The sequence below is a fragment of the Mesorhizobium sp. M2A.F.Ca.ET.043.02.1.1 genome (assembly GCF_003952405.1).
Classification (GTDB): Bacteria; Pseudomonadota; Alphaproteobacteria; order Rhizobiales; family Rhizobiaceae; genus Mesorhizobium.
In genome coordinates this window covers 618,143-642,203 of record NZ_CP034445.1, presented here as the reverse complement: position 1 = coordinate 642,203, position 24,061 = coordinate 618,143, and the positions used below count along the sequence as shown (strand labels likewise).

Genomic DNA, 24,061 nt, shown 5'->3' with positions numbered 1-24,061 from the left:
CAAAGCCCGGCTCCGGTCGGGCTTTTGCTTTTGTGCGGGCCGTGATTCTCGGGTAGCGTTGCTCCGGGCGGAGTAAGCAGGTTTGCAACGGTTCGGTTGGGACAGGAAGAACGACGCATTCGTCTTCGTGATGAAGGGGAACATTCCCGTTCATGTCAGCTGGACCTTTGCCATTCCAGCCGTCCTGCCGTTCGTACATGAATGGTCGAGGCATCCCAGGCTCGCCCTGATCCATACGGCCATATTCGCCGCGCTCCTGTTCCTGTCGGTGTTTCTGCATGAACTTGCCCATGTCTGGGCAGCGCGACGGCGCGGCATCGGCACCCAACGGATAGACCTGTACCTGTTCGGCGGATTTGCCTGGTTCAAGCCCGGCGCGGCTTCGCCCTATGGCTGGGCATGGATCGCGTTTGCCGGGCCGTTGGTGAACATCGTCCTGGTGGCGGGCTTTGCCGCTGCCTATTACCTTCTTGCCCGGCCCTTGTTGCCTGTCGATCCGGACGGTCATTTCAGTTCGCCGCCGCCGAGACTGGACACGCTTCTTGAGTGGACGCTTTGGCTTGGCGCATTGGTGAATGCGGCCTTGGCCATTCTCAACCTCCTTCCGGCCATTCCGCTTGATGGCGGGGCGATCGCCAGGCATCTGCTTGCGCCGCGTTTCGGCGCGGATGCCGCCGTGCGGATCGTCGGCTTCTGCGGCGTCGTGCTTTCGATCCTGCGTTTCGCGGTCATTGTCCCTGCGGCCCTGGCCGGAATTCTGTTGTGGTTTCCGCCTTCCTTCAGGCCGAACTGGCGGGCGTTTCGCGCCGCCGGCAATAAGAAGCCCGTTCCGCAGCATCCGGCTTGATGTGCAGGGGGGCAGCGGCTTATGTGGCCTGATCAGAAGCCTGCGAAAGCCTACGCCCCATGCGCATCCTGTCCGACGCCTTCATTCCCGAGCTTCCCAATCACTATCACGGCAAGGTGCGCGAAAATTACGACCTGCCGGACGGACGCCGCATCATCATCGCCACCGATCGTTTGAGCGCGTTTGACATCATCCTGGCCTCGATCCCGTTCAAGGGCGAAGTGCTCACCCAGACGGCGCGCTACTGGTTCGAGGAAACCGCCGACATCTGTCCCAACCACGTGCTGGAATATCCCGACCCCAACGTCGTCGTCGGCACGCGGCTCGACATGCTGCCGGTCGAGATGGTCGTGCGTGGCTATCTGGCAGGCACGACCAGCACCTCTATCCTGACCAAGTATCGGAAAGGCGAAAGGAGCTTCTACGGCCACAGCTTTCCCGATGGGCTGCGCGACAATGAAAAGCTGCCGCAGGCGATCATCACGCCGACCAGCAAGGCCGCCCATGGCGGCCATGACGAGCCGCTGTCGGAGGCCGAGATTATTGACCAGGGGCTGCTCACGCAGGCGCAGTGGGATACGGTCTCGCGCTATGCGTTGCAGCTTTTCGCTCGCGGCCAGCAGCGCGCCGCCGAACGCGGCCTGATTCTCGCTGACACCAAATATGAATTCGGCACCGCGCCGGACGGCACCATCGTGCTGGCGGACGAAATCCATACGCCTGACAGCAGTCGCTATTGGATCGCTGCGAGTTATGACGAGGCGTTCGCAAGCGGCGGGCGCCCGCAGAGCTTCGACAAGGATTTCGTCCGCTCCTGGGTGTCAGCGCGGTGCGATCCCTACAAGGACCCGATCCCGCCAATTCCGGACGAGATCATCAACCAGGCCTCGGCGGTCTATATCCAGGCCTATGAAGCGATAACCGGCGCAAAATTCGTGCCCGACCTTTCCGGCGATACGGTGCTGGAGCGTATCCGTTCGAACATCGCGCGGTATTTCTAAAAGGCCCGGGCCGGCGGGATCCGATGCCCCGGATTCGCGGCTTTTGCGCGCGGCGATTTTCGCTTAACCTTCCGCCATGTCCGCTTATGCCCGCGCAAGGCATATCGTCTCAGGCAGCGCCGCCCTGGCGCTGGCGCTTTGGCTGACTCCTGCCGCGTCTCCCGCCGAGCCGGTCGATGTCGAGCTGGTGCTGGCGGTCGATGTCTCGCTTTCCATGTCACCGGCTGAGCTGGAGATCCAGCGTCATGGCTACGCGGCGGCGCTGATGCATGACAACGTGCTGAAGGCTATCGCCGACGGCGCCTATGGCAAGATCGCCGTCACCTATGTCGAATGGGCGGGCACGACCTGGCAGCGAGTCGTCGTGCCGTGGACCGTGATCGCCAACCGCGCCGACGCCGAGAGGTTCGTCGCGAAGCTCGAAGCCAACCCGCCGGACAGCGCCCGGCGCACCTCGATTTCCGGGGCGCTGAGCTTCGGCAGCGATCTGTTCGCAGAGAGCGGATTCCAGGGGACCAAGCGTGTCATCGATGTTTCCGGCGATGGGCCGAACAACCAGGGCGCGCCGGTCGATCTCACCCGCGACGAGGTGGTCAGGCAAGGCATCACCATCAACGGCCTGCCGCTGATGACGCGCGGCGGTTTCAGCGGCGCCTTCGACGTCGATAATCTGGACCGCTATTACAGCGACTGCGTCATCGGCGGACCGGGCGCCTTCATGATCCCGGTCAATGACTGGACGCAGTTTCCCGAAGCGATCCGCCGCAAGCTGGTGCTGGAGCTCGCCGGTTCGGCTTCACCGCAACGGGCGGCCGAAGGGGCCGCGCATCCGCCGGTCGTGCTCGCCGATAACAGGCCGGCCGCCGACTGCCAAGCCGGCGAAAAGATGTGGCGCAACCGCGGCTGGGGCATGCCGTGAGGGGAGGAGGAGCAGGCAACCGTTCAGGATGACGTTTCGTTGAAACGCCGCTTCATTGACAAGCCTTTTGGCGTCTGTGAGACAATTCGCGCTCACCACAAAAAGGGAACCACAATGAACAGGACCACCATTTTCGCGGCAACGCTGACGGCGGCCGCCATGCTTGGCGCGCCCGCGATGGCTGCCACCTCGCTCACCATCGGCATCAGCGGCTGGACCGGCTTCGCGCCGCTGACTCTGGCCAAGCAGGCCGGGCTTTTCGAAAAGCACGGGCTCGACGTCACGCTCAAGAAAGTGCCGCAGGCGAGCCGGCCGCTGGCCATCGCCAGCGGCGACCTGCAATGCGCGGCGACCACGGTCGAAACCTGGATGGTGTGGAACGCCAGCGGCGTCACCACCAAGCAGATCTTCCAGCTCGACAAGTCCTATGGCGCCGACGGCATCGTCGTGCGCAACGACATCAAGTCCGTCGCCGACCTCAAGGGCAAGAATGTCGCCTCGTCCGCGCCTGGAACCTCGCCCTATTTCCTGCTCGCCTGGGTGCTCAACAAGAACGGCATGTCGACCAAGGACGTCACCGTCGTCAATCTGGAGCCGGATGCGGCGGCGCAGGCCTTCCTGGCCGGCCAGAACGATGCCGCCGTCACCTATGAGCCGTTCATTTCAGCGGTCCGCGACAAGGCCGACCAGGGCCATATCCTGGCGACCACGCTCGACTACCCGATGGTGCTGGACACCGTCGGTTGCACGCCGGACTTCCTCAAGGCCAATCCCGATGCCGCCAAGGCGCTCGCCGACAGCTATTTCGACGCGCTCGACCTGATCAAGAAGGATCCGCAGAAATCCTACGAGATCATGGGCGCCGACGTGAAGCAGTCGGCCAAGGAATTCGAGGATTCGGCCAAGTACCTGAAATGGGCCGACAAGGCGGAGAATAAGCAGTTCTTCACCAAGGAGTTCCAGGATTTTTCCAAGACCGCGGCCGATCTTTTGCTGCAGATGGGGCTGATCAAGGAAGTCCCGGATGTGACGACGCTTGCCGACACCAGCGCGGTGGCCAACTGATCGCGCATCACCCTATCGGCGGCGCAAGGCCGCCGCTCCCTTCTCGCTAAAGCGCGTCGCGATCCTTCAGATACGCTCCTCGCGCTTTAGCTCTTTCATTTTGCGCATGTCTTTACCCGAACCGGTTTCCACTTTCGGGAGCCATGCTTTAAGGACAGGGCCTGAATGCTGCGTCCCTTGCACCCCGTTGCGCCGGGCACGCGAAGCGCGCTCGGCATCGCCTTTTTCGTGCTGTTCGTGGCCTTCTGGGCGTGGATCACGCTCGGCGGCCATGTGAACCGGATCTTCCTTGCCGATCCTCTGTCGATGCTCAAGGACGGCTGGCGGCTGCTCGTCGAAGACCGGTTCTGGCTCGACATATTGATCACCATCTGGCGCGTCTTCGGCGGCTTCGTGCTGGCCTCGATCGTCGCGGTGCCGATCGGCATCGCGATGGGCGCCTGGAAGCCTGTCGAAGCCTTCCTCGAGCCGTTCGTGTCCTTTGCCCGCTACCTGCCGGCATCCGCCTTTATCCCGCTGCTCATCCTGTGGGCCGGCATCGGAGAATTCGAGAAGCTCCTGGTGATCTTCGTCGGCTCTGTGTTCCAGATCATCCTGATAGTCGCGGTCAAGGTCGGCAGTACGAGGCGAGACCTGGTCGAGGCCGCCTATACGCTGGGGGCGACCGACAACGGCATCGTCAAGCGCGTGATCATGCCGGCCAATGCGCCGGAGATCGCCGAAACGCTGCGCCTGGTGCTTGGCTGGGCCTGGACCTATGTGATCGTCGCCGAGCTGATCGGCTCGTCGTCGGGCATCGGCTACATGATCATCAACAGCCAGTCGCGGCTGGCGACGGGGCAGATCATCTTCGGCATCATTGTCATAGGGCTGATCGGGCTTCTGTCCGATTTCGCCTTCAAGGCGCTCAACCGCTGGCTCTTTCCATGGAGCCTGGCATGAGCAAGCTGCTGATCGAAGGCGTCTCGCGGACCTTTGCCGGGGTAGGGGGCGGGCAGCCGGTGCGGGCGCTGCAGCCGGTCGACCTCGCGGTCGCGGCGAATGACTTCATCACCATCCTTGGGCCATCCGGCTGCGGCAAGTCGACCTTGCTCAGGATCGTCGCCGGACTGGAGGCGCCGAGCACGGGCCGCGTGCTGCTCGACGGCAAGGCGGTCACAAGGCCGGGACCAGACCGCGGCATGGTGTTCCAATCCTACACGCTGTTTCCCTGGCTGACGGTCGCCGAAAACATCGGTTTCGGCCTGCACGAGCAAGGCCGGCCCGAGCGCGAGCGCAACGAGATCGTCGCCTCCTATATCGATCTCGTCGGCCTGAAAGGCTTCGAGAGCCACTGGCCGAAACAGCTTTCGGGCGGCATGCAACAGCGCACGGCAATTGCGCGGGCGCTGGCCAACGATCCCGAAATCCTGCTGCTCGACGAGCCGTTCGGTGCGCTCGACAACCAGACGCGCGGGTTGATGCAGGAATTGCTGCTCGGCATCTGGGAGCGGCGCAAGAAGACGGTGCTGTTCGTCACCCATGACATCGAAGAGGCGATCTTCATGGCGTCGCGGGTGATCGTGATGAGCGCCCGGCCCGGCCGCATCAAGTCGGACGTGCCAGTCGACCTGCCGCATCCGCGCCACTACACGCTGAAGACCAGCCCGGAATTCTCGGCGCTCAAGGCGCAGCTCACCGAAGACATCCGTATCGAGGCGATGCGGACGGCGCAGGTGTAGTCAGTTCGACACATACTGGATCGGGTCGGGAAAAATGCTTGGCTCGTTCAAGAGACGTTTTAGCCGTGGAAGATCACGGACGGGAGCTTCCAGAGTCGCCATGAACGCAGCCCATTTCTCCGCGTCGAGACCGAAGCTGCGCCGGTCGGCCAGATTGTCGAATTGAGTCGCTCTCGTGGTCATGTGACACCTGATCAAGCCGCCAGCAATTGCTTGCGGTCGACGCGCTCCTGCTGCGGCGAGCGGGCATAGAGTTCGCGGTAGCATTTGGAGAAATGCGAGGCGGAAACGAAGCCGCATGCGACTGCCACTTCGACCACCGGCAGCGACGACTGGATGAGCAGATGCCTGGCGCGGTCGAGCCGGATCTCCAGATAGTAGCGGGCGGGCGACCGGCCCATCTCGGTGCGGAACAGGCGCTCGATCTGCCGGCGCGACAGATCGACATGGTCGGCGATCTCGATCAGCGACAGCGGTTCGGAGAGGTTCGCCTCCATCAACTCGATGATGGTGAGCACCTTGGAATTTTGAACGCCGAGGCGGGCACGCAGCGGCAGGCGCTGGCGATCGGTCGGGCTGCGCACGCGGTCGGTCAGCACCTGCTCGCAGACGCGGTTGACCAGGCTCTCGTCGAAATCATCGCCGATCAGCTTCAGCATCATGTCGAGCGCGGCGGTGCCGCCGGCGCAGGTGTAGACATTCTGGTCGATTTCGAAGAGGTCGGCGAAGACATTGGCTTTGGGGAAGGCCTCGGAGAAGCCCGGAAGGTTTTCCCAATGGATGGCGCAGCGTTTGTTGGACAGCAGGCCCGCGGCGGCCAGGATATGCGCGCCTGTGCACAGGCCGCCCACCGCAACGCCGCGATTATACTCCTCGCGCAGCCAGGCGAAGGCCGATTTGTTGTGATAGCGCTCGACATTGATGCCGCTGCAGACGATCGCCATGTTCGGCCGGTCCGGCCCGGCCATCTTCCTGCGCTCCTCCTCCAGCGACGTGTTAACGGCGCATTCGACGCCGTTCGAGGCGCGAACCGGTTTGCCGTCGATGCTCGCCAGGCGCCAGCTATAGGCCTCGTAGCCGAGCATCCGGTTGGCCGAGCGAAGCGGATCGAGCGCCGTCGCGAAGGCGATCATGGTGAAGTCGGGAACGAGGAAGAATACAAACGATCTCTTGATCGGGTGCTTTACGGCATTCACGGTGAAACCTCACGCAGCCATGACGCGAACAGGATGTCGCGAACAGCATAGCGACAACAGGAAAAACCATTCCTGTCAATCGGGTAGGCGGCTAAGTGAAGATTAAATTTGCGACACGAGTCGCAAATGGGCAATAGGTGCAACCGCAGGGCGTCGCTGCACCGACGACAAGTGGCAATACCGAAATGAAAACGCCGCCACGGCAAGCCGGGCGGCGTTTGAATTCAGCTAATCGGTACTGGATTGTCTCAGGCAACGAAGCCGAGACGAGCAGCGGCCACGGCGCCGGTCTGGCCGGGCATGGTCTTGGCGAGACGCTGACGCTCCAGAGCGGTCGTCAAGTTCATTTCGCGGCGGGCAAACAGGCGGGCAAAGAGCTTCATCATCATCTCCATTTGGTTGCTCAGACGGGTCGCCTTCGCTTGATGGAGTGGGGCAGCTCGTTTTTGCTGGCGCCGATATAGGCTCGCTTCGGCAAAAACTAAATCGCAAAAACGAAGCGCTTGATATGAAAAGCGACACGATATGCGACATTTTTGGGCAATGTGCCCATAATTTCCTATTGTTTACAGTGCTTTACCTGGCCTGTTAACCCGCTATGCGGGTGGTTCATATGCGTCATGCAGCGGCGGCATGGCTGGAAAAGTCGTTTGAATGCAAACAAAAAGGCCTAAAAAACAAAAGGCCTGCCGAGCTGACGCGGCAGGCCTTCAGATCTTTATACACACGTGATTACTTCGCTCCGGCCCAGCTTCCGACACCGTGGCGCAAGCCGGTCTTTACGTCGGCTGCTTCCGGCCAGCCGATATCCTTCTGCAGTTCGATCGGCAGCGCATGGATGGCGCGTTCGGTCTGATAGCGGGCGCGGGCCGCGCTGAAATCGGTCGCAAGCCGACCGATGGACGACAGGATAGACATTTCTTTCTCCTCTATGCGGGCAGGGAGGCGCCCGTCACTGCGTTAAGTCAGGTCTGTTTCAGCTTCATTTCATGTCGATTGCAGGACTGTGTCAGGGTCGTTTCATGGCTGCTTTTGGCAGCATCCTGCATCGATCGAGTTGACTATGCGCCCGGACTGATGTTCAATCAAACGAAATGGAATGATGGATTGCATCAGAAAAATTGAAGGTCGGCTCCCATGAACGCCCCGCTCAATCACCCTTTGCCGCTGCTTGACCTCGATGTGCTGCGCACTTTCGTGGCGATCGCCGAGACCGGCTCCTTCACCACCGCCGCCAACGCGGTGTTCCGAACGCCGTCGGCCGTCTCCATGCAGATCAAGAAGCTGGAGGATATTCTCGGCCGTTCCGTGTTCGCGCGCGATGCGCGTTCGGTGACGCTGACGACGGATGGCGAGATGCTGCTCGGCTATGCCCGCCGGCTTTTGTCGATCAACCGCGAGGTGGTGTCGAAGTTCATCATCCCCGACATTGTCGGCGTGGTGCGGCTTGGCTCCCCGGACGACTATGGCGAGCGCGTGCTGCCGCATGTGCTGAAGCGCTTCGCGCAGTCGCATCCTTCGATCGCCGTCGACGTCACCATCGACCAGAGCATCAATCTGCGCCGGCGCATGGATGACCGCGCGCTCGACATCACGCTGCTCACCAATTCCTACAAGACCAGCGCCGTCGGCGCGGAGGTCCTGCTGACCGAGCCGATCGTGTGGGCAGGCGCCAAGGGCGGCTGCGCGCATCTGCGCGAACCTTTGCCGGTGTCGCTGTGGGAGGAGGGCTGCGCCTGGCGGGCCGGCGCGCTCGAAGCGCTCGGACGCGAGGGCCGCAACTACCGCATCGCTTATATGAGCGCCCACACGGCCGGCCAGCGCGCCGCAATCATGGCCGACCTTGCGGTGGCGCCGCTGCCGAAATCCTTCCTTGGCGACGAGATGGTCTCGCTGGGCGCCAAGGACGGCATGCCCGAGATCGGCACCTACAATCTCGCCATGGTGGTGGCGCCCGACGCCAGCGCGCCGGTGAAGGCTGTCGCCGACCATATCCGCGCGACGTTCGAACTGTTTCGCGAGACCGGCAAGTTCTGACGAACGTGATCGACCGACTTTCGGTGCTCAGCGACCTCGTTGCGTTCGCAAAGCCGATTGAGCGGCTGACCGACATGATTGACGAGCTTGGCTGGTCGGATACGCCGATCGTTGTCCTTAGCGCCGATCACATAGCGAGGACGCTCCGTCGCTTTCTCACGGGGGAGCTAGCCGCGTCCGACGTGGAGGAATGGGCAAATCTGATCGAACTCAGAGACGATATCGGCTACCAGCCCGATCGAAGCGATGAAATCGCCGATGCGATCTTCGTACTCGCAAATCCGGTCATCAACGGAACTCTTGATAGGCCCTGGGCCGACGAGTTGACCGTCTCCCTTTCGGCTTGACTGCGGGCTTCATCCCTCAGGAACGATACGATGCTGTCGCGCGCGCGGCGCGCTTCTGGCATCTCGATCAGCGGCCAGACGTGGAACATGCCCTCCTCGTAGACCACGTCCACCTCCACGCCGGCAGCCCGCGCCCGTTCGGCGAAGATGAGATTGTCTGGTGTCAGCATGTCGCGTGAGCCGGTCAGCAGCAGCGTTTTCGGCAGCAGGGACAAGTCGCCGTAAAGCGGGCTGATGTGCCAGTCTTTGCGGTCGAAACCGGCGCTGTAGAGGCGCACTGCTTCCAGCCCACCCGGAATGCCCAGCCAAGGATCCTGGCGCTCGGCCTCGAAGACTTCAGGATTTGCAAGCGAAACGTCGAGGCCGGGCGAGATCAGCACATGGCGCGACGGCGAGGGCAGGCCGTCCTCGGTCGCCATCATGGTTAGCACGACGGCCATGTTGCCGCCGGCGGAATCGCCCATGAAGACGATGTCTTCGGCCTCGGTGCCTTCGAGCATGCGCCGGTAGACGTCGCCGACCATGCCGAACATGTCGTGGAAATCGTGCTCGGGCGCGATCGGGTAGATCGGCACGGTGATGCCGAAACCGAGACGCTCGGCCATCTCGGCGATCAGCCCCCAGTGGTAGGAGGTGATCTGAAAAACATAGGCGCCGCCATGCAGGTAAAGTATGCGCCGGCGTTCGCCCGCCTTCGGCGCGATCTCATAGACGGGAAAGCCGTCGATCTCGGTCTCGGTTATGTCCAGCCGCGCCTTGAGCAAGGCCGGCGGATGATGGTCCTCGGTCTTGCGGGCATAGGCAATCCAGCGCTGCAGGTTCTCGGGGCTGGAAAACGCCTTCTTGCGGCTGTGCCGCAGGACGAACGAAACGAGGTGGCTTTTCAAACTGGGCATGCGGATACACGGATCTCGGCAGAGCCGACTAAGAGAATTCCTCCCGCTTTTCGAAGATCGTACCGCAGTTAAAAATGTCAAGGATTCACGCTGGCACATCGGCGTGATCCGGTGGTCTACGCAATTACGGAGGGGCTATGGCGAAGTCGCCGAGCCTGTCGCTGCGTGCTTTCCCTGGAATTGCTCAGCGCCGCTTCGGCAGCAGCGCGGCGCGCAGCATGTTGTCGCCCGCCGCCGGAGCCGCATCGCGGCCCCGGCGCTTGCCGAGCAGCTTGCATTTGTCGGCGAAGGTCATCAGCGCGGCGTGCCCAGGAGCAGCTTGTGCAGTGCTGCCTGAGGATCGCTCGGCGGCGAGGCCGGCCAGCCGATATCCTTCTGGACATGCGCCGGCAGATCGTTGAGCGCGCGGATCGCCTTGTTCCTGGCATGAGCCTGCCTGATGGTGACACCGAAGCGGCTGAGATTTCCGAACATTGACATTTTCTTCTCCCTTGAAGACCAGCGGCGGCCGCGAATGATCCCCGGCCGCTATGCGATGGCCGCTAAATGCGTCACGCCTGTATCGGGTCGATTTCGCGAGAACAGAGCTTCGGTTTCCAGATCGGGCGGATCCGGAAACATTTGCATGCAAATGAAGTTCAAGTGTTGGAGGCGGAAAGAAGCCTACGCACGACCCCGCCGCGCCGCGCGCTCCTCGCGTGAGCGCCGGCGCGGGGTGGCGTCGCCTGCGGCGCCGTCCTCGCTCATTGCCTTGCGCGGCGGCAGCTTCACCGCGGCGGCCAGCTTGGGGAAGGGGTCGACCTTGTTCGGCAGCGCCATGGCGTAGACGAAGTGCTCCTGGAACTTCGGTTCCAGCGCCGTCTCGATCTTCTCGATCCTGCTCACCGTCTCTTCGATCTCGCGACGGTAGCCACGGTTCAAGAGCGCCATGCGCGCTCCGGCGCCGGCGGCGTTGCCGACGGCCGAGACCTTGTCGAGGTCGCAGTCCGGGATCAGGCCAAGGACCATGGCGTATTTCGGATCGATGAAGGAGCCGAAGGCGCCGGCGAAATGGATGCGGTCGACATGATCGGTGTGCTGCTTTTCCATCAACAGCTTGGTGCCGGCATAGAGCGCCGCCTTGGCAAGCTGGATGGCGCGGACGTCGTTCTGGGTGATGGTGATCTTCGGCTCGCCTTCCTTCAGCACATAGGAGAAGGTGCGGCCGTTGGCCACGATGCGCGGCGAGCGCATGCTGAGCGATCCATCGACGACGCCGTCCTCCGAAATGATGCCGGACAGATACATCTCGGCGATCACTTCGATGATGCCGGAGCCGCAAATGCCGGTGACGCCGGTCGCCTGCACGCTTTCGGCGAAGCCCGGCTGATCCGACCACAGTTCCGAGCCGATGACGCGGTAGCGCGGCTCCAATGTGTCGGGATCGATGCGGACGCGCTCGATAGCGCCGGGCGCCGCTCGCTGGCCGCCAGAGATTTCCGCGCCCTCGAAGGCCGGGCCGGTGGGGGACGAGGCCGCCACGACGCGGGTCCGGTTGCCCAGCACGATCTCGGCATTGGTGCCGACGTCGACGATCAGCATCATCTCGTCCTGGCGATGCGGGCCTTCCGACAGCGTGACAGCCGCGGCGTCGGCGCCGACATGGCCGGCAATGCAGGGCAGCATGTAGAGGCGGGCGCCCTGGTTGAGCTTCAAGCCAATGTCGGAGGCCTTGATGCGCACCGCGCCCGAGACGGCGAGCGCGAAGGGCGCGCCGCCGAGCTCGGTCGGATCGATGCCGAGGAACAAATGATGCATGATCGGATTGCCGACGAAGACGGAATCCAGGATGTCCGCGCGCTGGACGTTGCCTTCGGCGCACACCTTGTCGACCAGGCTGGAAATGGCCTCGCGCACGGCGACCGTCATGCCTTCGCGTCCATCCGGGTTCATCATCACATAGGAGACTCGGCTCATCAGATCCTCGCCGAAGCGGATCTGCGGATTGGAGGTGCCGGAGGACGCAGCGACGCGGCCCGACAGCAGCGACACCAGATGCATGGCAATGGTGGTCGAGCCGATGTCGCAGGCAAGGCCGTAGGCCTCGTTCTTCAGGCCCGGCCACAGCGCGATGACGCGAGCGATGTCGCTATCGGCATCCTTGTGGATGGCGGCCGTCGCGGTCCAGTTGCCCTTGCGCAGGATGCCTTGCACCTGCGGCAGAAGGTAGAAGTCGAATTCGAGATTCTTGAGACCCCAGTCTTTCATCAGGGCGATCTTGAGCCGGTCGAGATCGCCGAGCGGCTTGTGCATGTCGGGCTCTTCGATCTCGACATAGCACATGCGGATCGCCGTATCGCGGGCGATCACCCTGGTGTCGGCGTCCTTGCGTATGGTCTGGGCGTTGATGACCGTGTCCTGCGGCACGTCGATGACGAGGTCGCCGAGTATCTGTGCCGAGCAGGAAAGACGGCGCCGCTCGGGCAGGCCGCGCACGCGCTCGTAGCGCTCTTCCTTGGCGCCCTTAGGCGAGATGTGGTCGTTGGACGAGATGATCTTGTGCTTGGCGAAATTGCCTTCCTGCACCTCGATCTGGCAGCGCCCGCAGGTGGCGCGGCCGCCGCACACGCTTTCGACATAGACGCCGAGCTGGCGCGCCGCATCAAGCACCGGCGTGCCGACCGGGAACCGGCCGCGCTTGCCCGACGGCATGAACAGGACGAGCGGATCGGTGATGTTGGGGGGAGGATTCATGCTGGCACGCGTCTCGATGGCAATTGCCGATGCCGTTTAACGGATCGTTCTACTATTGGGCGGAGAGTCCGTTGGTCCAGGGGCCCACCATGTCGGATCTGCTGCTCTCCGCCATCTTCACCGCGTTCACCATGGTGCGCGTGATCAAAGGCTCGTGGCTGCGCAATCCCCAGTACCTCGCCACGGGGATTGTCGGCGCGGTCGTCGGAACCCTGGTGCTGCACGCGTACTGGCCCGCCTATGACGATGATTTCATCGTCGGCGGCGTCACGGGCATTTTCGGATCGTGGGCGGGCATGGCGTTGTTCGACGCCATAGTGGGTATGGCCTGAACGCAAAGCAGAGCTGTCCGAACGCATCCGCGATGCGATCGGACCAGCCTTGTTTCCGGTGCGGCCCACGATTGCGCGCTTACCCCCTGGCCATCCGGGCTTCGCGGCCGCCGCGGCGGCGGCCGCCGGCGGCAGCGCCTTCACCGGGGGCGGTGACCGCGACCGGAGCGGCAACGGCGTGGCCGCCTTCGGCCGGCTTGTAGTCCTTGTAGGTGCGGATCCAGTTGGTGCAGTTCTCGTCGGTGCCGTTCAGCACATTGGCGCCGCGCACGGCTTCCATTTCCTGCGGACGGACCGGGTTCATGATCGCCGAGGTCATGCCGGCCCCGATCACCATCGGGATGAAGGCGGCGTTGATGCCGTGGCGGTGCGGCAGGCCGAAGGAGATGTTGGAGAGGCCGCAGGTGGTGTTGACCTTGAGCTCTTCGCGGAGCCGCCGCAGCAGCGCGAACACCTGGCGTCCGGCATCGCCCAGCGCCCCGATCGGCATCACCAGCGGGTCGACGACGACGTCATGCGAAGGAATGCCGTGGTCGGCGCAGCGCTCGACGATTTTCTTGGCGACGGCGAAGCGGACATCCGGGTCCATCGAGATGCCGGTCTCGTCGTTGGAGATGGCGACGACCGGGACGTTGTATTTCTTGACCAGCGGCAGGATAGCCTCGAGCTTTTCTTCCTCGCCGGTGACGGAGTTCACCAGCGGGCGGCCCTTGGCGACCTTCAGCGCGGCCTCGATCGCTGCGGTGACCGAGGAGTCGATCGACAGCGGCAGATCGACCAGGCCCTGCACGATCTCGAGCGTCTGCACCAGAAGCGCCGGCTCGGTGGCGTTCGGGTCGACGGCGGTGACGCCGGCATTGACGTCGAGCATTGTGGCGCCGCAGGCGGCCTGCTCCAGCGCGTCCTTGATGACGGTCTCGAAGTTGCCGGCCACCATCTCGGCGGCGAGCTTCTTGCGGCCGGTCGGGTTGATGCGTTCGCCGATCACGCAGAAGGGCTGATCGAAGCCGATGACGATTTCTCGGGTCGCCGAGGCGACGATGGTGCGGGTCATGCGATCTCTCCGTCGGGATATAAAGAGTTCTTTATATCGTTATCTGATTTGGTTCAAGTGAATGCGTGCCGGCCGCGCTCTAGACTCTAAGTTGATGTATGTCGTTGCCCCAAAACCGGTTCCACTTTTGGGCGACATACATCAGTGCGCGGTCTTCACCATATCCACCTGAGTTTCGGTAATCTCGTCGTGCAGTATGTGGTCGAGCCGCTCGGCGACTAGCTGGTCATCGCGGCGGATCTCGCGCTTCCAGGGCTGGCGGCCTTTCAGCACGCCGGATTCATCGACGATCTCGGCGACATATTCCTCCTGGCGGTAGGCCATCACATGGATGCCGGCGACGCCCGGGATTTCCTTCACCTCGTTGATGATGTCGATGCAGAGCTGCTTGCCTTCCTTCTTCTGATCCTGCGCGCCTTCCAGCCGCTTGATCACCGCGTCAGGGATATGGATGCCCGGCACGTTGGAGCGGATCCATTTCGCCGTCTTGGCGGAAGCGAGCGGCCCGACGCCGCAGAGCAGGAAGAGCTTTTCGGTGTGGCCGAGATCGCGCGCCTTCTGCATGAAGGCTTTGAACATCGGCACGTCAAAACAGTACTGCGTCTGCGCGAATTGCGCCCCGGCGGCGATCTTCTTGCCGAGATGGATCGGGCGGAAGTCGTAAGGCGGCGCGAAGGGATTGACCGCGCAGCCGAGGAAGACCTGCGGCGGCGTCGTCAGCTTGCGGCCGGACAGGAACTTGCCGTTGTCGCGCATGATGCGGATGGTTTCGAGCAGCGACATGGAATCGAGGTCAAACACAGGCTTGGCGCCGGGCTGGTCGCCGGCCTGTACGCCGTCGCCGGTGAGGCAAAGCATGTTGGCGACGCCCATGGCGGCGCCGCCGAGCACGTCACCCTGGATGGCGATGCGGTTCTTGTCGCGGCAGGCGATCTGCATGATCGGCGCATAGCCCATGCGGGTAAGCAGCGCGCAGATGCCGACCGAGGACATGTGGCAGTTGGCGCCCGAGGCGTCGACTGCGTTGATGGCGTCGACCCAGCCGTCGAAGATCTTGGCGCGGTTGTAGACGTCTTCCGGGTCGGCGCTGTCGGGCGGGTTGAGCTCGGTCGTCACCGCGAACTCGCCACGGCGCAGCACGCGCTCCAGCCGACCGCGCGACGTGTGGCCGGGCAGGGGATCGAGCGGCAGATGGATGCCGGCCGGATTCTCGTCGCGCTGAAGTGCGGTCATGCGGAAGCTCCGGGATTCTGTGCCGTTTCACGCGCCGCGGCCGCCTGCGCGGTCACCCGCAGCCAGGCCGAGGTTTCGCGCAGCGACTGATCGACGGGCTTCTGCACGGTCAGGATCTTGTCGCCATGCACCATATTGCGCGAGCCTTCCCAGGCCTTGACCCAGACGCAAGGCATGTCCGGCTCGACCTCGCAATTGCCGTTGGCGCGCACGCCGCCGCACGGGCCGTTGCGCAGCTGCTTGGGGCAGTTCATAGGACAGGACATGCCGGTGGAGGAAAGCACGCATTGGCCGCACATACGGCAGTCGAACATGAAGCCCTTGACGCGCTTCTCGACGAACTTGACCGGGGCCTCGACGCGGCTGTAGCCGATGCCTTTCCAGAGCGGGTGCAAGAGCAGGAAGGCGTCGGCAAACCGGCTGTAGAACCATTCGAGCAAGCGCGAATGCCTGATCGACCACAGCCGCACGGCGAAGGTGCGCTGGACGCGGCGCTGCGGCGACACATCGGCAGGCTTGTAGTCGGATTTTGGCGCTGCCTTCTTGACCAACGTGGCCTGGGTAACCGCCGGCTGCTTGTCAGACATTTTCTTTCCCGCCAGCCTTGACCAGAGCGACCAGCCGCTCGCGGTCATATTTCGCGTCGAGTTCCTGATAGGCCTTCTCGACCTCGGCCTCGATGTCGTCGCCGACCGGAACCGGGTCGGCCTTGCGCCATTCGGCCAGATAGTCGTCGGTGCCGCCAGCGCCGGTGCGCATGGCGCACATGTCGATCGCCTCGGTGAAGCGCAGCGGCAGCTCGCGCTTGGCGTTCTGCCGGCCCTTCTTGACGATGACCTGGGCGGGAATGTCGCGCCAATAGACGACGATCAGATCGGCCATGAATTCTCAACTCCTCGATATGTCGGAGCATTGCCGCAAGCGCCGTTGGGCCGCTTGTTATGGGACGACGCGCGCCCCTTCAAAAGCGACGCTGGCGATGGCGCAAAGCGAATGCTGGAATCCGTCGCCGGCTGATCACCAGACGCGCTTGGTCAGGCCGGTCCAGAGATAGAACCAGATCGTCGGGTGATACCACTGCTTCGACGGCAGTCCGGGATCGATCGTATCCAGCCTGCCAGCCAGCGCATTGCCGACCGCCTCGACGCATATATCGCGCGAAAACGCTGCCTGGCGCAGCGCGTAGCTGGCGATCGTGTCGCCCGTCTTCGGCTTGCCGCGCGCCTGCTTCAGCACGCCGCCGGTGTCGACGCCGGCATCGACCAGGTGAACGGTGGTGCCGAAGTTCTGCGCGTCGCCGGAGGCCAGCGCCCAGTAGCCGCCATTCATGCCGCGATATTTTGGGGCGATGCCGGCGTGATAGTTGAGCACCGGGCAAGGCATCCTGGCCAACGTGCCCTTCGACAGCAGCCTGCAGCCGGCGAGCAGGACGACGCCCGGTCCTATGCTGGCGATTTCCTTCAGACATTCCGGCCCATTGGCTGAGGGCACGTGGATGATCGCCTGGCCCTGCCGCGGTTCGGTGTCGAGCTTTTCCTCGGCGATCAGCCGCTCGGCGTGGCCGGCAAGGAAGCGCTTGCCGAGCCTGGTCAGCACCATCGTGCCGAGCTGGCCGATGGCCGAGATCCGGCCCTGCCGCCGGGCGCGGCCCATGAGCAGGCGCTTTTTGGATTCAGGGTTCTCGAGGATGACGCTGACAGGACCGACGCGATCAGCAATCGCATTGACGATGGCCCAGATGTGCGGGCCACCTTCGGTGACGACGACGATCGGTCGCGTACTCGATTCCGACGCTGCCATGGCAAGCACCCGCTCCAAAGACCGGGGCGCATGCTATGCGGGGCGAGTTAATCCTTGGTGTGCCGAAGCGTTCGGTCCGCCGCCAGGTTCGCCTCAGCGCTTGAATTCCATGATGTCGAGCTTCGATTCGTAATAGGGCGCGGGGAATTCGATCCGCCACTCGCTGGCGCTGTTGCGGAAGGCGTAGCCGACCTGATCGCTTTCTGGGCCGCTGCCATAGGGCTTGGCCTTGTCGTCATTGACCGAAAACGAGCCGAGATAGATCGAGCGCTTCTCGTTGTCGTCGAAGAAGCGGCCGGTCGTGCGCTGCGAGCCGCTGATCTTGGCAAGCCGCCAGCCGGAACCGTCGTCCGTGACCTTGCACTTGAACCAGCCATAGATGATCAGCGGGCTCAAGCCGCCCGCCTTGATGGTGCGGCATTTCCAGTTGCCGGTGAGATCCTTGTCGGAGAAGGCGACAAGCGGCTTGGCGAGCAGACCATCCAATTGCTTGACCTCCGCCGGATCGCCGGCCTTTGCCTCCTCAAGAGCCGCCTTGCGCGTTTCGCCGTATCTATCCAGCCGGGCCTTGTCGGCGGCTGTGATCAGCTTCTGCACCTCGCCGTTGACATGGGCGGGCAAGGTGAGGGCGATAAGGCCGAGAGCGGCAAAAAGCAGGCGAGGCGTCATCAAATCGTTTCCTCAAATCGATGGCTGGAACAGTTCTTTTCATCACTGGCGCACAACTTACCGGTTCGCGATCGCCTGTCATCCGTGCTTAACAGCGTGGGCTCAAAAATGGCGGTTGATCGATGCGGATATTGCTCACGGGATCGTCCGGATGGCTGGGCAGCACGCTTCTGCCACGGCTCGAAGCGCTCGGCCATGACGTCATCGGCCTCGATCCGGTTACCTCGGCGCGCACGCAGGTCGTCGGCTCGGTCGCGGATCGCGATCTGGTTTTCGGAACTGTCCGCGACAACCGAATCGACGCCATCATTCACAGCGGCGCGCTGCACAAGCCAAACATCGAGCACTTTGAGAACAGCGCCTTCGTCGCGACGAATGTGCAAGGCACGCTCAACCTGCTCGACGCGGCAGTTGCCTACGGCGTCGGGCGTTTCGTCTTCACCTCGACGACATCGCTGATGATCTCGCAGGCGATCCGCGCCGGCTTCCAGGGCGGCGCGCGCAAGGCGGCCTGGCTGACGGAGGAGATGTCGCCGGAGCCGCGCAACATTTATGGCGTGACGAAGCTTTCCGCCGAGCATCTGTGCCGTCTTTATAACCTTCAGCATGGATTGCCGGTCGTGGTGCTGCGCACCGGACGCTTCTTTCCCGAAGCGGACGATATGGCGCATGCGATCGAGCAGTCAGACGCCAACACCAAGGCCAACGAATTGCTGTTTCGCCGGCTGACGGTGGAGGATGCCGCGGAGGCTCATGTCGCGGCGCTGGAGACAGCTCCGCTGCTCGGGTTCGACACGTTTATCATCTCGGCGCCGACTCCGTTCCGGCCGCTGGACTGCGCCGAGCTCATCGCCGACGCGCCATCGGTTGTCGCGCGCTATTTCCCGGATTATCCCGGGCTCTATGCGAGGAAGGGCTGGACGATGTTTTCGTCGATCGACCGCGTCTACGATCCCTCGCGGGCGGGGGAGCGACTCGGCTTCGTCTGCAAGACAAGTTTTGCCGATGTATTGGCGGCGCTCGAAGCGGAGGCGTGAAGCCGTCAGGCGCCGGTTGCCACCCGCGCCAGTTCGCTCGTCAGATCACCATAGCCAGTCCGGCGGCGCTCGTACGCGAGGCCGAGCATAACCGCAGCCTTCTCGGCGACCTTGTCGAGTTCCGGATCGTCGGTCTGGGCAAGATAGATCAGCTTCTCGTAATTGCCGAAATAGTCCTTGATCAGCTCGGGATGCCGGTCGAGGCCGAGCGGCTTGATGAAGAAGGCCTCGAACTGGCGGCAGAGGAAGTCGGTCATGTAGAACGACATCATGTCGCCGTCGGCGACCTTCGCATAGGCCTCCATGCCCTGGTAGAAGGCAAAGCAGTGCGGCCCGGCCATGCGCTCGACGCCGTGCTTCTCGATGACGCGGTCGAGCAGGCCGCCCGTGCCGCAGTCGGCATAGCCGACGAAGATGTGATCGTAGCCTTCCGCCTTGGCCTTCTCGATCGCCTTGTCCATCGCCGGCGCGATGCGGTCCGGATAGAAATGGAACTCAGCCGGCAGGCAGGTCAGCTCGAGATGGTCGAGCTTTAGCTGTTGCTTGACGGCCAAAACTTCGCGCGCAATCATCCCGCAGGCGATGACGAGCAGCCTGTCTGTTTGATTCGGTTCCGTTTTTTGCGTCTTGACCAAGTCGGGCCGGCTTTCGCTGCGGGGCTTAATATCTGTCGAGGGAGACACTGTTCATGAAACTGCTACGCGTCGCGCCGATCGCCATCCTGGCCTGCGCGCTTGCGCTCACCGCTTGCGCCAACACCATCCGGGGCGTCGGCAAGGACGTGAAATCGACGGCGAGGGCGGTCAAGGACACTGTCAACTGATCGGCAGCCTTTTCCATCATCTGGTAACAAAAAAGCCGCGCTGCAAGGCGCGGCTTTTTTTAGGTTCATCCTGATGCCTCGTATCAGGCGGAAGCGCGAACGTTGTGCTTGCGCTTCATGAAGTCCTTGGCCGTCTCGACCGCCACCGCGGCGTCGCGGCAATAGGCGTCGGCGCCGACGGCCTTGCCGAACTCCTCATTGAGCGGCGCGCCGCCGACCAGGACGACATAATCGTCGCGGATGCCCTTTTCCTTCATCGTGTCGATGACGACCTTCATATAGGGCATGGTGGTGGTGAGCAGCGCCGACATGCCGATGATGTCGGGCTGGTGCTGCTCGATGGCGTCGAGATATTTCTCGACCGCGTTGTTGATGCCGAGGTCGATGACGTCGAAGCCGGCGCCTTCCATCATCATGCCGACGAGGTTCTTGCCGATGTCGTGGATGTCGCCCTTGACGGTGCCGATCACCATCTTGCCCTGCTTCGGCGCGCCGGTGGCGGCGAGCAGCGGACGAAGGATAGCCATGCCGGCCTTCATGGCGTTGGCCGAGAGCAGCACTTCCGGCACAAACAGGATACCGTCGCGGAAATCCTCGCCGACGATGCGCATGCCTTCGACCAGCGCCTCGGTCAGCACCTTGTAAGGCGCCCAATTGCGCTCGAGAAGGATATGCGTGCCTTCCTCGATTTCTTCCTTCAGACCGTCATAGAGGTCGTCGTGCATCTGTTGCACAAGCTCCTCATCGGAAAGCTCGGAAAGGATGATCTCGTCGTCGGCCATTTTTCCTCGGGCTCCTTGCTGCTCGGAATGACTGCGGCAGCCTAAAAATCGATGCGCCAATACCTAACCCGCGAGGGCAAGCTAGCCATAGCTGATTTGCGACTTCCCGCAAAAGGAAAGCGACTGAAAAATTGACGCTTTTCTTGTCGATTTTGCGACAGGCGTTGGCGCTGGCTGGCCGTTTCCAATAGGGTGCATGGCTACGATCCAGGCAAGAGGCGGTAGCGACGGGCCGCCCCAGCCAATTCAGGCCAAGTTACAGGAAGAACGATCATGAGCGATAACGCGGCAGTCGAGCAGGAAGCGCCGGGTGGACGACGCGGTCGCGGCGCCAGCGGCGGCGCGGCGGCACGCCGGGCAGCCCGTTCAGGCGGCGGTCCGGGCACCCAGCTCACCTACATCAAGCGCAAGATCAACGTCTATGAGGTCCTCAACGAGGAAGGCCTGGCGCTGATCGAGAAGAACACCGACACGGTGCTGGAAGAGATCGGCATCATCTTTCGCGATGACGCCGAGGCGCTGGCGCTGTGGAAGGAAGCGGGCGCAGACGTCAAGGGCGAGCGTGTGCATTTCCCCAAGGGGCTCTGCCGCTCGCTCTTGAAGACCGCGCCTTCGATCTACACCCAGCATGCGCGCAACCCGGAGCGTTCGGTGCAGATCGGCGGCAATGCGACCGTGTTCGCGCCGGTCTACGGCCCGCCCTTCGTGCGCGACCTCGACGGCAACCGCCGCTACGCGACGATCGAGGATTTCCAGAATTTCGTGAAGCTCGCCTATATGGCGCCGTCGATCCACCATTCGGGCGGCACGGTGTGCGAGCCGGTCGACGTGCCGGTCAACAAGCGCCATCTCGACATGATCTACGCGCATATCCGGTACTCGGACAAGCCGTTCATGGGCTCTGTGACCGCGCCGGAGCGGGCCGAGGACACGGTGGCGATGGCCAAGCTCGTGTTTGGCGACGACTTCGTCGAGAACAACACGGTGCTGACCAGCCTGATCAACGCCAACTCGCCGATGGTCTTCGACGAAACCATGCTCGGCGCGCTGAAAGTCTATTCGCGCCACAATCAGGCCTGCATCGTCACCCCGTTCATCCTGGCCGGCGCGATGAGCCCGGTGACGGTCGCCGGCACGCTGACGCAGGTGTTGGCCGAAGTGCTCGCCGGCGCCTCGTTCACGCAGCTGATCAAGCCCGGCGCGCCGGTGCTGTTCGGCACCTTCGCCTCGTCGATCTCGATGCAGTCGGGCGCGCCGACCTTCGGCACGCCGGAGCCGTCGCTGGTCTCCTACGGCGCGGCGCAACTGGCGCGGCGGCTCGGCCTGCCGTTCCGCACCGGCGGCTCGCTCTGCGCCTCGAAGGTTCCGGATGCGCAAGCGGCCTATGAGAGCGCCAACACGCTCAACTCGACGATCCTTGCCGGCACCAATTTCGTGCTGCATTCGGCGGGCTGGCTCGAGGGCGGTCTCGCCTCCTGCTACGAGAAATTCATGATGGATATCGACCAGCTCGGCATGCAGCAGAAGTTTGCCGAGGGCGTCGACCTGTCGGAAAACGGCCAGGCGATGGACGCCATCCGCCAGGTCGGTCCGGGCAGCCACTATCTCGGCTGCGACCACACCCAGGCGAATTTCCAGACGGCCTTCTACCGCTCCAACATCGCCGACAACAATTCCTACGAGCAGTGGCTGGCCGAGGGCGAGAAGACCGCGCCGCAGCGCGCCAACGAGCTCGCCCGCCGCTGGCTGGAAAGCTACGAAGCGCCGCATCTCGATCCGGCCATCGACGAGGCGCTGAAGGAGTTCATCGCCAAGAAGAAAGGCTCGATGCCCGACGCCTTCACGTGAAAGGAGCCCGATTCAGGCCGGGCTAAAGTGGCCGACATCATCCATAAGGAAGTCTGGCGGAGCGCGTTCTCCGACCCGGACCGGAAGGGATGACTTTTTCCCGCGCTCGGGTCGAGGTGATTGCGGCCGAGCTCGCGGCCAGTGGCCTGATCCTTCGCGGCGGTTTCACCTTCGGCGACGATGAGATGGCGCCAGCCGGACTTTCCGGCTTTCCAGCCAAATCGGTGCTCCTTGTTGGACAGGCGGGCGCGGCGCCATGGCCATATTTCCAACGCTGGCTCGAGGGACAGCCTCGGCCCGTCGCCAACCCGCTCGACAGCTGGTCGCTCGAGGTGATTGGCGCCGTGGCGAAGGAATTCGGCGCGCGTGCCGTTTCGCCTTCAGACCGGCCTTACCTGCCGTTCCAGCAATGGGCGATGCGGGCGGAAGGGCTGAGGCCGTCGCCGCTGGGCATCCTCATGCATCCTCAGTATGGGCTTTGGCACGCCTATCGCGGCGCGTTGCTGTTCGAGGACAAGATTTCTGTTCCCGAACCTCATGCAGCGATTCATCTTTGCGACACATGCGTCGAAAAACCCTGCCTGAAATCCTGTCCGGTGGACGCCTATTCGGTGGATGGCTTTGCGCACCAGGCGTGCCTGGCGCATGTGCGCGGACCGCGAGGCGAGCCCTGCCGGAGCGGCGGCTGCCTCGACCGCAACGCCTGTCCCTATGGCGCTGAGTATCGCTATCCGGCCGATGTCCAGGCCTTCCATATGGCGGCGTTCGCCCGGGTGTAGACATTCTTCCGAACCGCACGGAAACTTGACCGCGATCGAAAGGTTGCGGCTTGCCCTGGCGGGCAGTGCGGATATCTATCGCCTGGCAACCGGCGGAGCGCGCAATGACGAAGCAGGACATCGAGATCAAGACCCAGGACGGCACGGCGAAGGCTCGGCTGTTTCGTCCAGCCGCGCCGGCCAAGGCCGGAATCATCCTCTACATGGATATTTTCGGTCCGCGTCCGGTGCTCGACCAGATGGCGGAGCGCCTCGCTGGGCATGGCTATGCCGTGCTGGTGCCCGATCTCTTCTACCGCTATGCGCCCTATGGCCCGTTCGATCCCAAAACCGCGTTCACCGAGGCAAAGACCAAGGCCCTGCTGTTGATGCTGAGCGGCGGTACGACGCAGGGCATGACCATCCGCGACGGCAGCGCCTTCCTCGACGCGTTCGCGGCCGAGGGCATTTACGGACCGATTGGCGTCGTCGGCTATTGCATGGGCGGCGCGCGGGCGTTGAACGCGGCGGCGAGCTATCCGGACCGGATCGTTGCCGCGGCAAGCTTCCATGGCGGTAATCTGGCCAGCGAAGCGGCCGACAGCCCGCATCGCAAGGCGGCTTCGATCAAGGCGCGCGTCTATGTCGGCGTCGCCGGCGTCGATCATAGCTTCCCGCCCGAGCAGTCGGCGCGGCTGGCGGAGGCGCTCAGGGTGGCAGAGGTCGACCATACGATCGAGAACTATGTCGGCGTCGGCCATGGCTGGTGCGTGCCGGATCATAGCGTCTATGACGAGGCGGGGGCTGAACGCCACTGGAAGCGGCTGACGACGTTTTTCAAAGAGACGCTGGGCTGAGTTTCGGTCTCGGATTGTAGTGCGCGTGGCCTAGCGCGAGCCTTCGAATGTCCGCGCCGCCCCTCATCCGCCCTTCGGGCACCTTCTCCCCGTGGAACGGAGAGAA

At 63.1% G+C, this 24,061-nt stretch carries 28 protein-coding genes; 13 read left to right on the top strand and 15 right to left on the bottom strand.

The window, feature by feature from the left end; translation table 11 throughout:
* Positions 1-82: 82 nt before the first annotated feature.
* From EJ068_RS03065 to EJ068_RS03040, 6 genes are all read left to right on the top strand, one after another.
* Positions 83-847: a site-2 protease family protein gene (locus EJ068_RS03065; RefSeq protein ID WP_127252935.1), complete on the top strand. Its 765-nt coding sequence runs from the start codon at positions 83-85 to the stop codon at positions 845-847.
* Between the two features lie 59 nt (positions 848-906).
* Positions 907-1,848: a phosphoribosylaminoimidazolesuccinocarboxamide synthase gene (locus EJ068_RS03060; protein WP_126082165.1), complete on the top strand. Its 942-nt coding sequence runs from the start codon at positions 907-909 to the stop codon at positions 1,846-1,848.
* Between the two features lie 76 nt (positions 1,849-1,924).
* Positions 1,925-2,767: a DUF1194 domain-containing protein gene (locus tag EJ068_RS03055; protein ID WP_126082166.1), complete on the top strand. Its 843-nt coding sequence runs from the start codon at positions 1,925-1,927 to the stop codon at positions 2,765-2,767.
* 114 nt (positions 2,768-2,881) lie between these two features.
* Complete coding sequence (locus EJ068_RS03050; RefSeq protein WP_126082167.1) at positions 2,882-3,832, top strand: ABC transporter substrate-binding protein; 951 nt, start codon at positions 2,882-2,884, stop codon at positions 3,830-3,832.
* A 168-nt stretch (positions 3,833-4,000) separates the two neighbouring features.
* Positions 4,001-4,774 (top strand): ABC transporter permease, encoded by a 774-nt coding sequence (locus tag EJ068_RS03045; protein ID WP_126083765.1) that lies wholly within the window; start codon positions 4,001-4,003, stop codon positions 4,772-4,774.
* Positions 4,771-5,553, top strand: coding sequence for an ABC transporter ATP-binding protein (locus EJ068_RS03040; protein WP_126082168.1), 783 nt, complete (start codon positions 4,771-4,773; stop codon positions 5,551-5,553). Before EJ068_RS03045 ends, EJ068_RS03040 begins: the two co-directional genes overlap by 4 nt.
* Here EJ068_RS03040 and EJ068_RS33600 read toward each other — a convergent pair whose 3' ends face one another.
* The 4 genes from EJ068_RS33600 to EJ068_RS03020 form a co-directional block, all read right to left on the bottom strand.
* On the bottom strand, positions 5,554-5,736 hold the full coding sequence (locus EJ068_RS33600) for a DUF1778 domain-containing protein (RefSeq protein ID WP_281059011.1): 183 nt from the start codon (positions 5,734-5,736) through the stop codon (positions 5,554-5,556). It lies immediately after the preceding gene.
* Positions 5,737-5,747: 11 nt separating this feature from the next.
* On the bottom strand, positions 5,748-6,686 hold the full coding sequence (locus tag EJ068_RS03030) for a GlxA family transcriptional regulator (RefSeq protein WP_348526999.1): 939 nt from the start codon (positions 6,684-6,686) through the stop codon (positions 5,748-5,750).
* A 311-nt stretch (positions 6,687-6,997) separates the two neighbouring features.
* Positions 6,998-7,144, bottom strand: a complete 147-nt coding sequence (locus tag EJ068_RS03025) for a hypothetical protein (protein WP_167509393.1) — start codon at positions 7,142-7,144, stop codon at positions 6,998-7,000.
* Positions 7,145-7,481: 337 nt separating this feature from the next.
* Entirely contained in the window at positions 7,482-7,667 is a 186-nt protein-coding gene (locus tag EJ068_RS03020; RefSeq protein WP_127252972.1) for a hypothetical protein, read from the bottom strand.
* 219 nt (positions 7,668-7,886) lie between these two features.
* Here EJ068_RS03020 and EJ068_RS03015 point away from each other — a divergent pair, with 219 nt between their 5' ends.
* Positions 7,887-8,786: a LysR substrate-binding domain-containing protein gene (locus EJ068_RS03015; RefSeq protein WP_042645025.1), complete on the top strand. Its 900-nt coding sequence runs from the start codon at positions 7,887-7,889 to the stop codon at positions 8,784-8,786.
* Between the two features lie 226 nt (positions 8,787-9,012).
* Here EJ068_RS03015 and EJ068_RS03010 read toward each other — a convergent pair whose 3' ends face one another.
* The 3 genes from EJ068_RS03010 to EJ068_RS03000 all read right to left on the bottom strand — a co-directional run bounded on the left by EJ068_RS03010 (position 9,013) and on the right by EJ068_RS03000 (position 12,762).
* Positions 9,013-10,029, bottom strand: a complete 1,017-nt coding sequence (locus tag EJ068_RS03010) for an alpha/beta hydrolase (protein WP_127252973.1) — start codon at positions 10,027-10,029, stop codon at positions 9,013-9,015.
* A 294-nt stretch (positions 10,030-10,323) separates the two neighbouring features.
* A complete protein-coding gene (locus tag EJ068_RS32495) occupies positions 10,324-10,509 on the bottom strand; it encodes a hypothetical protein (RefSeq protein ID WP_040982459.1) in 186 nt (61 codons plus the stop codon).
* 183 nt (positions 10,510-10,692) lie between these two features.
* Positions 10,693-12,762 (bottom strand): ASKHA domain-containing protein, encoded by a 2,070-nt coding sequence (locus EJ068_RS03000; protein WP_127252974.1) that lies wholly within the window; start codon positions 12,760-12,762, stop codon positions 10,693-10,695.
* 89 nt (positions 12,763-12,851) lie between these two features.
* Between EJ068_RS03000 and EJ068_RS02995 the strand changes: the two genes are divergently transcribed.
* The gene (locus EJ068_RS02995) at positions 12,852-13,094 is read left to right on the top strand and encodes a hypothetical protein (protein ID WP_245463329.1); all 243 of its coding nucleotides are present in this window, start codon (positions 12,852-12,854) and stop codon (positions 13,092-13,094) included.
* 79 nt (positions 13,095-13,173) lie between these two features.
* Here EJ068_RS02995 and EJ068_RS02990 read toward each other — a convergent pair whose 3' ends face one another.
* The 6 genes from EJ068_RS02990 to EJ068_RS02965 all read right to left on the bottom strand — a co-directional run bounded on the left by EJ068_RS02990 (position 13,174) and on the right by EJ068_RS02965 (position 17,850).
* On the bottom strand, positions 13,174-14,148 hold the full coding sequence (locus EJ068_RS02990; RefSeq protein WP_126082173.1) for a methyltetrahydrofolate cobalamin methyltransferase: 975 nt from the start codon (positions 14,146-14,148) through the stop codon (positions 13,174-13,176).
* A gap of 141 nt (positions 14,149-14,289) precedes the next feature.
* Positions 14,290-15,381 carry a methylenetetrahydrofolate reductase gene (locus EJ068_RS02985; RefSeq protein ID WP_127251205.1) on the bottom strand — a complete coding sequence of 364 codons (1,092 nt, stop codon included), beginning with the start codon at positions 15,379-15,381 and terminating at the stop codon, positions 14,290-14,292.
* Positions 15,378-15,968 (bottom strand): methylenetetrahydrofolate reductase C-terminal domain-containing protein, encoded by a 591-nt coding sequence (locus EJ068_RS02980; protein ID WP_127251204.1) that lies wholly within the window; start codon positions 15,966-15,968, stop codon positions 15,378-15,380. The genes EJ068_RS02985 and EJ068_RS02980 overlap by 4 nt, the downstream gene beginning before the upstream one ends.
* Positions 15,961-16,263, bottom strand: coding sequence for a virulence factor (locus EJ068_RS02975; protein WP_041003951.1), 303 nt, complete (start codon positions 16,261-16,263; stop codon positions 15,961-15,963). Before EJ068_RS02975 ends, EJ068_RS02980 begins: the two co-directional genes overlap by 8 nt.
* Before the next feature lie 135 nt (positions 16,264-16,398).
* Positions 16,399-17,181, bottom strand: coding sequence for a formyl transferase (locus EJ068_RS02970; protein ID WP_127251203.1), 783 nt, complete (start codon positions 17,179-17,181; stop codon positions 16,399-16,401).
* 93 nt (positions 17,182-17,274) lie between these two features.
* A complete protein-coding gene (locus EJ068_RS02965; protein ID WP_127251202.1) occupies positions 17,275-17,850 on the bottom strand; it encodes a DUF4893 domain-containing protein in 576 nt (191 codons plus the stop codon).
* Positions 17,851-17,972: 122 nt separating this feature from the next.
* Between EJ068_RS02965 and EJ068_RS02960 the strand changes: the two genes are divergently transcribed.
* Positions 17,973-18,887, top strand: coding sequence for an NAD(P)-dependent oxidoreductase (locus EJ068_RS02960; RefSeq protein WP_127251201.1), 915 nt, complete (start codon positions 17,973-17,975; stop codon positions 18,885-18,887).
* 5 nt (positions 18,888-18,892) lie between these two features.
* Here EJ068_RS02960 and EJ068_RS02955 read toward each other — a convergent pair whose 3' ends face one another.
* On the bottom strand, positions 18,893-19,522 hold the full coding sequence (locus EJ068_RS02955; protein WP_127251200.1) for a DUF1638 domain-containing protein: 630 nt from the start codon (positions 19,520-19,522) through the stop codon (positions 18,893-18,895).
* Between the two features lie 53 nt (positions 19,523-19,575).
* On the opposite strand from EJ068_RS02955, the gene EJ068_RS02950 reads away from it, so the two are divergent.
* Complete coding sequence (locus EJ068_RS02950) at positions 19,576-19,710, top strand: entericidin A/B family lipoprotein (RefSeq protein WP_042645015.1); 135 nt, start codon at positions 19,576-19,578, stop codon at positions 19,708-19,710.
* 83 nt (positions 19,711-19,793) lie between these two features.
* Here the strand turns inward: EJ068_RS02950 and EJ068_RS02945 are convergent, their stop codons facing one another.
* On the bottom strand, positions 19,794-20,492 hold the full coding sequence (locus EJ068_RS02945) for a B12-binding domain-containing protein (RefSeq protein ID WP_126082179.1): 699 nt from the start codon (positions 20,490-20,492) through the stop codon (positions 19,794-19,796).
* A gap of 273 nt (positions 20,493-20,765) precedes the next feature.
* Between EJ068_RS02945 and EJ068_RS02940 the strand changes: the two genes are divergently transcribed.
* From EJ068_RS02940 to EJ068_RS02930, 3 genes are all read left to right on the top strand, one after another.
* A complete protein-coding gene (locus EJ068_RS02940; RefSeq protein WP_127251199.1) occupies positions 20,766-22,340 on the top strand; it encodes a trimethylamine methyltransferase family protein in 1,575 nt (524 codons plus the stop codon).
* 89 nt (positions 22,341-22,429) lie between these two features.
* Entirely contained in the window at positions 22,430-23,119 is a 690-nt protein-coding gene (locus tag EJ068_RS02935; RefSeq protein ID WP_127251198.1) for a 4Fe-4S dicluster domain-containing protein, read from the top strand.
* A 104-nt stretch (positions 23,120-23,223) separates the two neighbouring features.
* Entirely contained in the window at positions 23,224-23,955 is a 732-nt protein-coding gene (locus EJ068_RS02930; RefSeq protein ID WP_127251197.1) for a dienelactone hydrolase family protein, read from the top strand.
* Positions 23,956-24,061 lie beyond the last annotated feature (106 nt).